We start from the raw sequence: 13,624 nt of genomic DNA, 5'->3' as shown, positions 1-13,624 counted from the left end.
AGTCGGCAAAAAGATATGAGGCAGGAGAGTGTTTCTGGTACTGGATATAGAGGATTTAAGAGGATTGCCCATTGCAGATCAGGTGGAACTGCTTTTTCACCGGAACAGTCTTTCCATCTTCATCACCAGTTCTTCCGTCCCGAAGGGTTTGAGAATATAATCGTCATAACCGGGCAAGTCCAGGTCCTTTGTCTTAAGGGTCTGACAATCGCCGGTTGAGAGAAGGATGGGGATATGTCTCGTTTCTTTCAGGCTTTTTAGCAATTTACAGGTATAGTGTGTGCTATTTCTTTCAGAGCCGGGATGAAAAATTATAAGGTCGGGCTTTTCGGTAAGGGCCTTAAAAACAAGTTCCCTCGAACTTCGGGCGCCAATAGTGCTGGCTCCCCAATGTGAACAGATGGATGAGATAATCTCTCTAAGTTCCCTGCATTCCTCAATAATCATGACTTTCTTGTCACAAAACCTGCCTATTCTTTCTCTTGCTTTCATGGATGTCACCCCCCCTAATAATTAAATGTTAAACAAAGTTATCATTGATATCATTGTAATGTCAAGTTAATCATATACAATTATCATTATGAAAAAAGACGACTTGCTTGCTGCAAGAATAACAGAAGAGATGAAAAGTATCATCCAAAAACTTGCCGACGATGACGACAGGCCTCTTGCCTGGATGGTAAGGAAATTACTTACGGAAGCCCTGGAGGCAAGAGGCGTTATAAAAAAGGGCAAGGGAAGTAAATAAGCCCTAAGCCATGCTTTCATCCACGCTGCGACCTATGTGGTTAAATTTTTATGCTTTAAACCTGCAACCGCCCTTCACAATCCGCAATCCCAAATCCGAATTCCGCAATAGATAAAACCTGCAACCGTCTTTTCTTTACCAGGAAAACAGGGAATTAAGGAGGCACAGAAAAAATCAAATTATCAGTGAAAATCATAAAAAAATCAGAACAAATCTGTCTCAAATTCATTCCTATCTCTGCGCTCTCTGCGCGAAACCAATGTTTTTAACAGGGATTTACAGGATTTTAAAAAAGACCTTTCTCCATAAAATCTGCGTCATCTGCGGAAAAAAGGGTTAAAAGGTTTTCAACCTGCAACTAGTAACCTGAAACTGTTTTCATCTCTTTTACCCATTTCTCTGCACCGGCTGCCTTCTATTCTGCCCTGTGAATTTATAATTTATTCCATCATCCTCAGCATATCTTCAGAATTTGCGCTATACTTTGCTAAAAAACCTATAGTTTAAAGGAGGACGACATGAAAAAGGGAATTAAATTAAAGACTCTCATCCTGTTTCTTGCCGCATCGTTTTTATTTTTTACAACGGCACAGGCACAGGAGAGCTTTCGCTTTGAAGGGGAAGCACTTATCCATGCTTCAGAGGATGACGATGATATTGAAGTCAAGGTTATAGGTGTTGGCGGCACATTTTACTTTACCGACGTAAATACATCGGATCACCCTTATGCCGAGGCGGCCTTCCTTGAGCGGGTAGGCAGTGTTTATGCAGGGGTCGGTATAGGAACTATTGATAGCGATGTAGGTATGGATGGAGATATTACCAGCGTCATGGCAGATGCCGAGTTTATGCAAACCGGTTCACCTATCTTTCTCGAAGCATCAGTAAGCAGGATGATAATCGATGTCGATTCACCTCCCGGCGGTGATGTTACCTGGACCATTCTTGGCATTGGAGGAGGCTGGTTCATAGAAGACGGCCTCCGTGTCGGTGTGGAATATATCCATGAAGAAGAGGATAGGGACGTGCCTATCCTGGTTGAAAGAACAATCGAGTACGACACATTATCAGTCAATGGGAAAATGGTAAAAAAACTGGGGGCAGGAAGGGCCTTTAATGCAGAGGCCACCGTGAGTTATGTCATGTATGATGATGAAGTTGATGACGGCTCCAATAATGTTCTATCCCTCTCAGGTGATTATTTCTTTAATAGAAAAATGTCAGCAGGCGCCGGTTTGGAATACAACAGGGGAGATGATAATAGCGAAGAGGGAGAAACCTTTGCAGCCAACTTTACAAACTTCTTTATTCCCCGTTTATATATCACTGTTGACGTTGAAAGGTTCGAAGCCGATAACAGAAGTGGAAGCGATGAAGATAGCCTTGATGTCTCACTGACGCTTCGCTTTTAGGGATTATATTTTTTTCAGATTTTAAGCAGCCCTCTTTCCCTTTAAAGAAGGGGAAAGAGGGCTTTATTCTGCTAATTAATTAGTTTTCATCCGGAAAGGGTGCTTTTTCGCAATCTCTACGTCAATCTTCGGTTTTGCTTGTGCGATGTACAGTAGTACATCTCCGCGCAAACCCTTGATTTCCTTGACCTTGCAAAAAAATCCCTCCTTTCCGAATTGAAAACATAGTTTGATTTATTATAGTTTCTGGATGGACACTAATTAAGATCTTTCCCCCCTATCAGGAGGGGCAGGGGGATTAGATTTTCAAACCCTGAAATCTTCTCTACGTGACCCTTATGGATAATAAATCTTTTTCCGGCCCTTTTCGGTTTTCTCCGTGGTTAAAAGCTTTTGATTTTCCGCGTAGCGGCCATAGAATCTTTTGCTTTTCTTAGTGTTCCTTCGTGCCCTTTGTGGTTAAAAGGTCTTAATCCGCCCTTATCCGTAAAATCTGCGTCATCCGCGTTCAATCGTCGTTTGCCTTTCAATCCCCAAATCCGAAAGGGTTTTATTAACTGCCTCAAGTGCAATGTGATGAAACTAAACTGACTGCCTGATCATCTTAAAAGGCAAAGGGAAAAGGAGGCAGGAGCAGATAGAATGAACAGACGACGTTTTTTAAAAGCCGGATTGATTATTGGCGCATCAGGTCTTCTTGTAAACAGGGCTTTTTCAAAGAATAGGCAAAAGTTTAGCCCCACACCACCGGAAACAGAAGGGCCTTTTTATCCTCTGTTAGCCCAGAAGGATAAGGATTTTGATTTGACAAGGATAAAAGGGAAAGAGGGTGTTGCCAAAGGAAAGATTATTTTCGTCGAAGGGCGGGTGTTAGACAGGGAGGGCAATCCCCTTGAAGATGCCACCGTTGACTTGTGGCAGGCCAATGCCGCCGGAAAATACAACCATCCCCATGATAAAAATCCGGCGCCAATAGATCCTGACTTTCAAGGCTGGGCCATTGTACCAAGCGGCAAGGAAGGAACATTCCGCTTTAAGACTATCATGCCGGGCCTTTATCCGGCTGCTCCAAACTGGTTAAGACCTCCACACATTCATTTCAAGGTCTCGAAAAAAGGCTACATTGAACTGATTACGCAAATGTATTTCCCCGATCATGAACTCAACCATTCAGACCTCTTGCTGAAAAGAAAGAGTAAAGAAGAGAGAAAACTTATGATTTCCTCAAAAGTAAAGGATAAGCCCGAGGTTTACGACTATAATATGGTCTTGGAGAAAGTGAGGTGATCCCTCTTTAATTTTTTTAACCAGGAAATTACGGAAAGTCACGGAAATAAATATTAAGATCTAAAATCTTTTTTCCGGCCCTTTTCCGGCTCTTTCCGTGGTCAAAAAAGTTTTCAGCTTTTCAATCTCCATTCCGCAATCCGAAATTGAATTGCCTTTCTCTCCGCTCTCTGTGATAAACTCTTTATCAATTATCAATTATCAATTATAAGGACCTAATGCTAGTAAAATGGTTATCCAGGATAGAGAAGGTTTACGTCGCCAGGACAGTGGAGGAACTCCAGGCTATTTATCGTTTTCGTTACACCATCTATGTAGAGGAGCTTAAGCGCCAGATCGGCGGGGTAGATCACAAACGGCGCATGGTTCATGACGAAGAGGACGAGAAAGAGGGCGCCGTCCACCTCTATGCAGGCACAGTGGATGAAATTATCGGCACTCTGCGCATACGCATCTGGGAGCCGGGCACTATCCCCGACTACGACTTTAAGACCTTCTCGCTAGAGTTATTTCCCGGTATTGAAAAAATGCGCGTCGCCGAACTGGGGCGCGTCATGATCAGCCGCACCATCCGGGGCCGTCTCGTTCTCCTTTCCATGATGCAGGAGGCCTATCACCTCCTTGCAGGGAAAAAGAAGGTAGACCTCACCTTTCTCTACTGTCGTCCCGGACTGGTTCGTTACTACAGAAAATTCGGCGCACGCCCCTATAGCGGCAGGCTCGTCGATGCGCCCGAGGGGATGGAGATCCCCATGGTGGTGGTCCTCTCCGACCATCGCTATTTCAACAAAATCGGTTCACCTGTTGCACCGCTGGTGAAAAAGTACTTTGGACCGGGAAAAAGAAAGCCTCTTGACCTGTCTCACTTCAAAAAGATATTCGATAACGAATTACTTCCCGTAGAAACAGATCCCCAGCTAATCTGGGACAGGTTGCAGCATGACTTTATCCAGGAGCAGGAAAAACCTAAAGCAGCCTCCTTCGTTGATTCATTATCAAAGCGCACCTTAAAGAAGTTGTCAGATTACGGTTTCATTATGGATATCCCGACAGGCACACTGGTAACAAGAGAAGGGCATGTGGAAAAGGAAATGTACATCATCCTGGAGGGAACCTTTGAGGTTTTTACCGCTAAAAGGGTATTTGCCATACTGGAAAAAGGAGACCTCTTCGGTGAAGTAGCCTTCTTCCGTGAAAGCGGAAAACGCTCAGCCTCCGTCCGTGCCCTGACAGACGGAAAACTTCTCGTCCTCCGCCGGAACCTGATGAAAGAACTCAGCAAAAGCGATCCTAAAACGGCCTACACCATCCTCTTCAACCTGGGCCGCATCCTCTCGGAGCGGCTTGCATCGACGATTACCAGGGTTTGATAGTTAAAAATCTTTTTTCTGACAGGGATTAACAGGATAAGCAGGATTTTTTCTTAAAAGTCTTGTCATTCCCGATCTGATCGGGAATCCAGATTTTAAAGTCCTTCCTTCCGGCCTTTTCCGTGGTTAAAAAAACTTTCCTTTCTATTTCTCACAAAAAATGCACTTTCTTTGATAAGTCAATAAAGTTCTGCTATAAGTTTTTATGTAAGCTAATAAAAACTAACTGCACTTTAAAGGGGGAATATATGGCTTTAATGATTACCGAAGATTGTGTGAATTGCGCCGCCTGTGAACCGGAATGTCCCAATGAGGCCATATCGGAAGGTGAGGACATTTTTATCATCGATCCTGATTTATGCACAGAGTGTATAGGGGCCTTTGATGAATCCCAATGTGCGGCTGTCTGTCCCACCGATGCCTGCCTGCCTGATCCCGATCATGAGGAGGACAAGGACAGCCTGCTTGAAAAATACAACAAGATTCACGGTGCTTAACGCCATTCTTTTGACAGGAACTAGGGGATTAACAGGATTTTAAAACTCTCTAATCTTTTCCATATCTTCCGTTATAAATATCTTTTGCCCTTCCACGCGCCCGAACGTAGTGACAAAGTACTCTTGGGGTGCAGCGGCATTAAAAAGATTTATCCTTTCTCTGCATCCCTGTACCCACAGGGCACTTGTACTCTGTGAGTATAAACTATTCTGCGCGAGATATTTTTTTCTCTTTTCCGGTTTTCCTTCGTGACCTTTGTGGATAATAAATCTTTTTCCGGCCCTTTCCGGCCTTGTCCGTGGTAGATATCTTTTGCCCTTCCGCGTAGCGGTCATAGAATCTTCTGCTCTGTTTGGTTCTCCTCCGTGTCTTCTGTGATCTCCGTGGCGAATAAGCTTTTGCCCTTCTATCCGCATTCCGGAATCGAATAATCCGAAATAGACACCTTTTTGTACTTGATAGTTTAGCCATAAAAACCTGTTTCTTGATGCACATCTGTATGTTATGTTTTCTCTTTTAAATTTCGCTAATTAAGGAAGAAAATTGATTATTTATCTCGATGAATCAGGTGATTTAGGTTTTGATTTCAAAAAGAAAAAAACGTCAAACAAGTTCGTTATTACCCTTCTCGTTTGTAATGGGAAGGATGCATCAGACGGATTCAGAAAGGCCGTCAGACGAACTCTGAAAAATAAATTGAATCATAAAAAATCCGGAAAGCGTTTCATTAAAGAATTAAAAGCAACAGAAACAACAATTGCCATAAAAGAATATTTTTATCGTCATGTCCCTGTAAAAGGCTGGAAACTCTACTCGGTGACTCTAAATAAAAGGCGTGTAGATAAGTCTTTGCGAACAGTTCAGGGAAAAAAGAAACTCTATAATTTCCTGGCTCGATTTCTTTTGGAAAAAGTTGATCTCTCAAATCCAGGCAATGCGGTTACACTCGTTCTCGATAAGTGCAAAAATAAAGAGGATATTTCTGACTTCAACAATTACGTAGAGAATCAATTAGAAGCATTGCTACCTCTTAATATTCCATTAAACATTTACCATGAAAGATCACATGAAAATACTGGTCTGCAGGCTGTAGACTTATTTTGTTGGGGATTTTATAGGAAATATGAGTGGAGAGATATGCTTTGGTACAATGTTTTTAAGGATACAGTTGCTTTCGAAACGGAATATCTGAAATAAGGCAAAAAAAAGACGGACCCCGCTACGCCAATCATCCCGGGACTCTTGCCAACCGATGGAAGGGAACATCCCGGGCACGTAGAAGGACTTACCCGTCTAAATTTCATGTTAATCTTAACCATTCTATTTGTCAAACAGTTTTTAACTTCTTTTCTCTCTCCGTGCCTTGGCGCACCCACAGGGTATAAACATCTTTGCGCGAGACATTCTTTTTCTTTCCCTTTCTTCCGGCTCTTTCCGTGGTAAACAGTTTTGGCCCTTCAGCGTAGCGGCTATAAAAAGATCTATCTTTTCTCTGCGGTAAATAGCCTTTAGTCTTTTTACGGCCCTTTTCCGGCTCTGTCCGTGGTTAAAAAAGGTCTTCTCTTTTACCCATTTCTCTCTGCCCTCTGTGGTTAATCAGTTGCAAAATCCCCTCAAATGGGATATAAAACTTGAGCAGCAAAAACCCTTTGGGGAGTGGTGGTATGAAAAAGAGGACTGAAAAGATAAAGCCCGGTGACCGTGTAGACGGGCCGGGCTTTTTTGTTGTCCAGTGCTATAAATGACTATAGACTTAGCTTCAAAAATATTTTAAAGGATTAACCAACTATGCCTCAAGAAGACATAATTCAAAAAATTCTCAAAGACAGCAAATATCACCTTGACCTCTTTTCAGCAAAAGAGATTGATGCACTGAGAGAGAAGGTCTTTACAAGAGAGACAAGGAGCAAGGAGACTAATTATGTTAAATGTATTGTTCGCAACAAGGACATTCAACTAAAACCTGAAGAGATTGTTCGTCAACTCTACGCGGCAAGGCTTATAGACCAGTTCGGTTACCCTGTAAAAAGAATTGCTTTTGAATATTCCGTTAACTTTGGCAGAGAGAAAAAAAGCGCTGATATTGTAATCTTCGACAAGGATCGTCACGACACACCTTACATTATTGTTGAGTTAAAAAAGCCAAAGCTCACTGATGGTAAAAACCAACTGAGATCCTACTGTAACGCTACTGGAGCGCCCATTGGTGTTTGGACGAATGGGGAACAAATTTCCCATTATCACCGGAAAGACCCCAACTATTTTGAAGATATTACTGAAATCCCCGGTGCAACACAAACACTACAGGATATTCTAAGTGAGCGTTTCACACTGAGAGACCTCATTATCAAGGATAAGATTGCCAATGAGAGAAAATCACTTAAAGATATTATTCTTGAAATGGAAAATGAGGTGCTGGCAAATGCAGGAGTAGATGTTTTTGAGGAAGTCTTTAAGCTCATTTTTACCAAGCTCTATGATGAATTTCAAAGTCAGAAGGATAAGGAAGTTATTAACTACTTTTTACGGCAGGTAACTAAAACTGCTGTTCGACAACCAGCCTCTGAATACAACAATACTCCAAACTATCTTGATGGGCAAGACTACGATGCGCTAAAAGAGGCAGTTAGCGGTATTTCCGATGATGGATTCAGGGTAATGGAATTCAGGAATACGGGACAGACTGAGACAGAGCTTCAAAACAAAATCCAGTCCCTTTTTGACAAGGCAAAAGAACAGTGGACAGGCGTTTTCCCTGATAGCTCCACCTTTCAACTCTCAGCCAGTCATCTTTCTGTCTGTGTTTCCAGCTTGCAGGATGTCAAGCTATTCAACTCCAACCTGCTCGTTGTTGATGAAGCCTTTGAATACCTTGTCAATAAATCAGCCAAAGGCGAAAAAGGCCAATATTTTACTCCCCGTCATGTTATCGATATGTGTGTGCAAATGCTCAACCCAAAACGGGGTGAGCATATGATTGATACTGCCTCAGGTAGTTGCGGTTTTCCTGTACATACCATATTCAAAATTACGGGCCACCTTTTTACAAATGAGGAAATACCGGCGTCAGACAAGGAGAATGTCCTAAAAATCTTCGGTATTGATTTTGATGAAAAGACAGTCCGTGTTGCCCGGACATTAAACCTTATTGCAGGCGATGGGGAAACAAATGTATTGCACCTTAATACGCTCGATTATGAGCGATGGATTGACAAGGTAGGCGATGAAGATAAAAACGTTAAGGCCGATAAAAAATGGATTAAAACCTATGGAAAAGGTTTTGAACGTCTGGAAAAACTGGCCCTAAGAAAAGGTGACAATAAAGCCTTTGCCTTTGATCTGCTTATGGCAAACCCTCCCTTTGCCGGAGATATCAAGGAAAGCCGAATTCTTCATCAATATCACCTCGGTTTTAATGCAAAAGGAAAAGCACAAACCAAAGTCGGCCGGGACATCCTCTTTATAGAGCGCAACCTTAATTTCCTCAAACCCGGTGGCCGCATGGCGATCGTCTTGCCACAGGGACGCTTTAACAATACCTCTGATAAACATATCCGTGAATTCATTGCCGAACATGGCCGTATCCTTGCCGTTGTCGGTCTTCATGGCAACACCTTTAAACCTCACACAGGTACCAAAACAAGCGTATTATTCGTTCAAAAATGGGATGATAAACTCTGTCCGAAAGTAGATGACTACCCTATCTTTTTTGCCGTCAGTGAAAAGGGAGGCAAAGACAATTCCGGTGATTATGTTTTTGTCAAAAACGGTAAAAATCAATACAAGCTCGATAGAAACGGCCATCTCATTGTTGACCATGATCTGCATAATCATGATGGAGAGTTGCCTGATGGAATAGCGGAGGCGTTTGCTAAATTTGCCAAGGCTGAAAAACTGTCTTTCTGGGATAATATCTAGGATGGAATATTCAGTTTTAAAAGTGAGTGAAATTAGGAATGATAATCATTCATTTCGTTTGGATTCAGAGTACTTTAGGAAAGAATACGTAGAAATAGTCAATCTAGTTGAAAGTAACAAATTTGACTATCTTGAAAACGTTACCAGTTGGATAACGCAAGGCCCTAATCCCATTTTTTCAAAAACAGGAATACCATGTTTAACAGGAAGAAACATAAACAAAGGAGATGTTTCTTATACCAACTCTGATTATTTGAGTGAAGATGAATATAAGCGCATATCACGTTATCAGATTAAAGAAGGTGATACCCTCATTACTCTCAAAGGTAAAGGCTCAATCGGAAAAATTGGTTATGTAACTGATAAAAGGAAGGCCATATTTAGCAGAGATATAGGTATCGTTAGACCAGACAAAATTAATCCAGCATATCTTAATATTTTTATTTTATGCAAATATGGGAAAAAACTAATTGATAGAGGGGAAACGGGAGGAACTGGTCAGTCAACTTTAACTACAAGTTATCTGAAATCTCTACCTATTCCTAGATTTGAAATAGAAGGATCAATAGGTGGGTTACTTGAAAAGATAGAGTTACTAAAACAAAAAAGTAATAACCTTTATGAAGATGCCCAAAACCTCCTCCTTTCAGAACTTGGCGTTTCAGACTGGCGACCAAAACACCAGCTAAGTTTTGTTAAAAATTATTCCGATGTTGAGCAATCAGAACGTATTGATGCAGAGCATTTTCAGCCGAAATATGATGAATTGCTGCAAGCGATAGAAAATAATAGTGAATATATAAAGCTGGTCTCTGAAATACAAACGTATAATACGCGGGGATTACAACCCAAGTATACCTGTGAGGGCTCTCTTGACGTTATAACAAGTAAACGCATTCTTGAAGATGGTCTTGATTTTGAGAACTTTGAAAAAACAGACCATTCAAACTGGGACAGCCAAAAGAAAGCGCGTATTAAAAAGGGAGATATTTTGACCTATACCACTGGCGCAAATATTGGACGAACTGCCTATTACCCATTGGATAAACCTGCATTAGCCAGCAACCATGTAAATATACTCCGAATAAGAGGGGAAAACCCTGAATATGTTGCATTCGTAATTAACTCATTAGTGGGTCGGCTGCAAACAGAACAATTGAGTGCAGGCAGTGCTCAACCAGAACTTTACCCGAGAGATATAGATAAGTTTGTCATTCCATTTATCTCTAAAGAAGCCCAAAATACACTTCTTGGCAAGGTGAATGAGTCACATAGATTACGCAAACAATCAAAGCACCTTTTGGAATGTGCCAAGCGTGCTGTTGAAATAGCCATAGAACAGGATGAAGATAGAGCAATGAAATGGCTGGAAGAAGAAGTTGGGGTAATTGGGGATTGATTTATGAGAGAGGTACTTAAACAATGACTGTTGACCGCTCTGCTGAATTTTTATTAAGCCTATTCCATGAACTATGCAAGCTCCCGTCAGAAACAGAATGGCTTGAATTAAAGTTAAACAATGACAACCCTGAGGAGATAGGGGAATATCTTTCTGCATTGGCTAATTCTGCAGCCCTGTTAGGCAAGGTTAATGCCTATATGATCTGGGGTGTAGACAACAAGTCTCATGAAACTGTTGGTACCACGTTCAAACCTTCAACTTCAAAAGTTGGCCAGGAAGAGCTAGAAAGCTGGCTGCTTCGGCTTCTGTCACCAAAAATCAACTTCCGATTCTATGAGCTTCAGGTAGATGATCATTCTATTGTTTTACTTGAAATTGGTGCTGCATTTCGACATCCCGTTCAATTCAAAAATATAGAGTATATACGGGTTGGTACATACAAAAAGAAGCTCAAGGACTTTCCGGAGAAAGAGCGTGAGCTTTGGCGTGTCTTTGACCGGATACCCTTTGAAAAAGAGATTGCCGCCGAAAACGTGAGTGCTGACGAGGTTTTTCGTTTGCTCGATTACCCCGCTTATTTTGACCTCCTTTCTCTTCCTTTGCCAGAAGGGCGGGACGGTATCCTCTCCGCCCTGGAAGCAGATGAAATGATTGTATCTGTTAGTAGTGGCAAATGGAACATTACCAACCTGGGCGCTATCCTTTTTGCCAAAAAGCTTGGAGATTTTCACTCACTGAAACATAAGGCCGTAAGAGTTATATTGTACAAAGGAAAAAGCAAGGTAGAAACGATTCGGGAACAGGAAGGTACAAAAGGCTATGCTTCAGGTTTCGAGGGGCTGATTAGTTTTATTACCAACCTTTTGCCCAGCAATGAAGTGATTGGCCAAGCATTGCGTAAAGAAGTACCCATGTTCCCTGAACTCTCTATCCGTGAGCTTGTGGCTAATGCCATTATTCATCAGGATTTTCATGCTACCGGTACAGCGCCAATGGTTGAGATTTTTGATGATCGAATGGAAATTACCAATCCCGGCCTGCCCCTTGTAAAAACAGATCGCTTCCTTGATAGCCCACCAAAGTCAAGAAATGAAGCATTAGCCTCTTTTATGCGGCGTATTGGTATCTGTGAAGAACGTGGCAGCGGTATCGATAAGGTAGTATTTCAAGCTGAATTTTATCAGCTTCCGGCTCCTCTTTTTGAGACAACAGAAGAACATACGCTTATAGTGCTCTTTGCCCACCGTGAATTAAGAGATATGGATAAGTGGGACAGGATTAGAGCTTGCTACCTTCACGCCTGCCTGAAATATGTACAACGGGATTTTATGACCAATACAACGCTGCGTGGCCGCTTTGGTATAGAGGCAGAAAATAAAGCAATGGCTTCCCGGCTGATTAGAGATGCTCTTGAAAGTGGTGTAATCAAACTTCATGACGAAGATGCACCACCAAAGCTTAGAAAGTATGTACCTTTCTGGACCTGAATTTAGTTGACGGGTAGTTGACTGATACAAGAAATATAGGAGCCAGATGTAATAAAAACAAATACTTACGTTGCTTGGATTATTGATAGCTAGTTGATAGCTAGTTGAAATCAAAGGGATAAATAAAGGCAGCGGTTCAGTTTAATATGTGAGTATTATAAATAGCACCTATTATTTGTATAAAGTTTGATTAAGGGGAGATAATGAATCAAAAGTTACTGCAAGAGCATATTAAGAATTATATTAAACGTCTATCAACGGAAGATGAAAAACAGATAAAGGAACGGGAAGAACATTCAGAACGTGTTAAATATTATCAGGAAAAAAGTAAAGACAAAATCCTTAAAATGGATGCTGATGAGTTTTATGAATATATTGCAAAGCTCTGGGCTATGCTTATCTGGGGCAACAAGCAATATGTTGTTGATAAACTGATTCAGGACAATGGATTTGAAAGGCTGAAAGAAGAGCTAGCCGAACTTCTTTGGGGCACTATAAAAATAGATACGCGTTGGGACCGATTTCGAAAAAACATTAAAGGGATGGGTCCGGCCATGATGAGTGAACTTCTGTGCCATGTTCATCCAAATGAATGTATGATCTGGAACAGAAGGGCTTATGTCGGACTTAACCACCTTGGCTTTGAAAACCTTCCCCGCTATGACTATCAGGTTTCGGGTGAAAAATACGTAGAACTTACCCAATCTGCTAAATTGCTTGTTGAAGACTTGAAAAAAGCTGGAATTACCGACCCATCACTTCTTGTAGTTGACTACTTTATTTGGGATGAATTACAGGTTGAAGAAAAGCTTAGTAAGATTCACAGTAAAGAGGTAAAGGGCAAAACTGCACCTGGTGAGATCGAAAATAATAAGGCATCTGAATTTATACATGACGAAGTAAAAGAGAAACTGAAGGATATTGGCCGCTGGCTGGGTTTTGATGCAGATACGGAAAAGAAAGTTGCTCATGGTTCGATTGTCGATACAGTTTGGGAAGCAACCATTGGCAATATGGGAAAGGTAATATATGTTTTTGAGGTACAGACAAAAGGCAACATCGATAGTCTAATCGTTAATCTTCAGCAAGCCTTGAATAATTCTGCTGTGCAAGGTGTCGTAGCTGTTTCGGATGCTGCACAGATAGAAAAAATCAAAAAGCGTACAGCTACCATTGAGGGATTAAATAAAAAACTTAAATTTTGGGATTATGAAGAAGTACTTAACACGGCTGGACATCTTGAAGCTGCAAATGAATCGATAAATCAACTCGGCCTTGTGCCGGAGAGTTTTTAATAAAGGGGTAGGGGTCGCTTCTTTAACATAGCTGACGTGCTGGGGTCGGACCGTGAGTGCCCCGCGCTGGAGCCCCGCGCTGGGGTCGGACCGTACGCCGTTATCGGCAACATATCTAGCAGGTTAAAGTCCTGTCCGGGGAATTGCTCATTCGTCCCGGTAGTACCGTGAAGCAGTATTCGAGTAATCGTGTGCTGTAAGTTTCGC

General features: G+C 41.7%; 11 protein-coding genes. 10 read left to right on the top strand and 1 reads right to left on the bottom strand.

What is annotated here, in order from left to right; all coding sequences use genetic code 11:
- Nucleotides 1–96: 96 nt before the first annotated feature.
- Nucleotides 97–492 (bottom strand): hypothetical protein, encoded by a 396-nt coding sequence (locus OEV42_19890; GenBank protein ID MDH3976532.1) that lies wholly within the window; start codon nt 490–492, stop codon nt 97–99.
- A gap of 88 nt (nt 493–580) precedes the next feature.
- Here OEV42_19890 and OEV42_19885 point away from each other — a divergent pair, with 88 nt between their 5' ends.
- From OEV42_19885 to OEV42_19840, 10 genes are all read left to right on the top strand, one after another.
- Complete coding sequence (locus OEV42_19885) at nt 581–748, top strand: hypothetical protein (protein MDH3976531.1); 168 nt, start codon at nt 581–583, stop codon at nt 746–748.
- A 518-nt stretch (nt 749–1,266) separates the two neighbouring features.
- Complete coding sequence (locus tag OEV42_19880; GenBank protein MDH3976530.1) at nt 1,267–2,160, top strand: putative porin; 894 nt, start codon at nt 1,267–1,269, stop codon at nt 2,158–2,160.
- Between the two features lie 642 nt (nt 2,161–2,802).
- Nucleotides 2,803–3,447, top strand: a complete 645-nt coding sequence (locus OEV42_19875) for a protocatechuate 3,4-dioxygenase (GenBank protein MDH3976529.1) — start codon at nt 2,803–2,805, stop codon at nt 3,445–3,447.
- Nucleotides 3,448–3,665: 218 nt separating this feature from the next.
- Nucleotides 3,666–4,817, top strand: a complete 1,152-nt coding sequence (locus OEV42_19870; protein MDH3976528.1) for a cyclic nucleotide-binding domain-containing protein — start codon at nt 3,666–3,668, stop codon at nt 4,815–4,817.
- Between the two features lie 248 nt (nt 4,818–5,065).
- On the top strand, nt 5,066–5,314 hold the full coding sequence (locus OEV42_19865) for a YfhL family 4Fe-4S dicluster ferredoxin (GenBank protein MDH3976527.1): 249 nt from the start codon (nt 5,066–5,068) through the stop codon (nt 5,312–5,314).
- A gap of 544 nt (nt 5,315–5,858) precedes the next feature.
- A complete protein-coding gene (locus tag OEV42_19860) occupies nt 5,859–6,512 on the top strand; it encodes a DUF3800 domain-containing protein (GenBank protein ID MDH3976526.1) in 654 nt (217 codons plus the stop codon).
- A 591-nt stretch (nt 6,513–7,103) separates the two neighbouring features.
- A complete protein-coding gene (locus OEV42_19855) occupies nt 7,104–9,233 on the top strand; it encodes an N-6 DNA methylase (GenBank protein ID MDH3976525.1) in 2,130 nt (709 codons plus the stop codon).
- Nucleotide 9,234: 1 nt separating this feature from the next.
- Nucleotides 9,235–10,632, top strand: coding sequence for a restriction endonuclease subunit S (locus tag OEV42_19850; protein MDH3976524.1), 1,398 nt, complete (start codon nt 9,235–9,237; stop codon nt 10,630–10,632).
- Between the two features lie 23 nt (nt 10,633–10,655).
- Complete coding sequence (locus OEV42_19845) at nt 10,656–12,122, top strand: putative DNA binding domain-containing protein (protein MDH3976523.1); 1,467 nt, start codon at nt 10,656–10,658, stop codon at nt 12,120–12,122.
- 203 nt (nt 12,123–12,325) lie between these two features.
- Nucleotides 12,326–13,417: a hypothetical protein gene (locus OEV42_19840; GenBank protein ID MDH3976522.1), complete on the top strand. Its 1,092-nt coding sequence runs from the start codon at nt 12,326–12,328 to the stop codon at nt 13,415–13,417.
- Nucleotides 13,418–13,624: the final 207 nt, after the last annotated feature.

The sequence above is a fragment of the Deltaproteobacteria bacterium genome, assembly GCA_029860075.1.
Taxonomy (GTDB): Bacteria; Desulfobacterota; JADFVX01; order JADFVX01; family JADFVX01; genus JAOUBX01.
Note: the sequence above shows the minus strand (reverse complement) of the source record. Positions and strands in the feature narration are given on the sequence as shown.

Coding starts and splice junctions, on each gene's coding strand:
- OEV42_19890 (MDH3976532.1), bottom strand. CDS start 492: ATGAAAGCAAGAGAAAGAATAGGCAGGTTTTGTGACAAGAAAGTCATG.
- OEV42_19885 (MDH3976531.1), top strand. CDS start 581: ATGAAAAAAGACGACTTGCTTGCTGCAAGAATAACAGAAGAGATGAAA.
- OEV42_19880 (MDH3976530.1), top strand. CDS start 1,267: ATGAAAAAGGGAATTAAATTAAAGACTCTCATCCTGTTTCTTGCCGCA.
- OEV42_19875 (MDH3976529.1), top strand. CDS start 2,803: ATGAACAGACGACGTTTTTTAAAAGCCGGATTGATTATTGGCGCATCA.
- OEV42_19870 (MDH3976528.1), top strand. CDS start 3,666: ATGCTAGTAAAATGGTTATCCAGGATAGAGAAGGTTTACGTCGCCAGG.
- OEV42_19865 (MDH3976527.1), top strand. CDS start 5,066: ATGGCTTTAATGATTACCGAAGATTGTGTGAATTGCGCCGCCTGTGAA.
- OEV42_19855 (MDH3976525.1), top strand. CDS start 7,104: ATGCCTCAAGAAGACATAATTCAAAAAATTCTCAAAGACAGCAAATAT.
- OEV42_19850 (MDH3976524.1), top strand. CDS start 9,235: ATGGAATATTCAGTTTTAAAAGTGAGTGAAATTAGGAATGATAATCAT.
- OEV42_19845 (MDH3976523.1), top strand. CDS start 10,656: ATGACTGTTGACCGCTCTGCTGAATTTTTATTAAGCCTATTCCATGAA.
- OEV42_19840 (MDH3976522.1), top strand. CDS start 12,326: ATGAATCAAAAGTTACTGCAAGAGCATATTAAGAATTATATTAAACGT.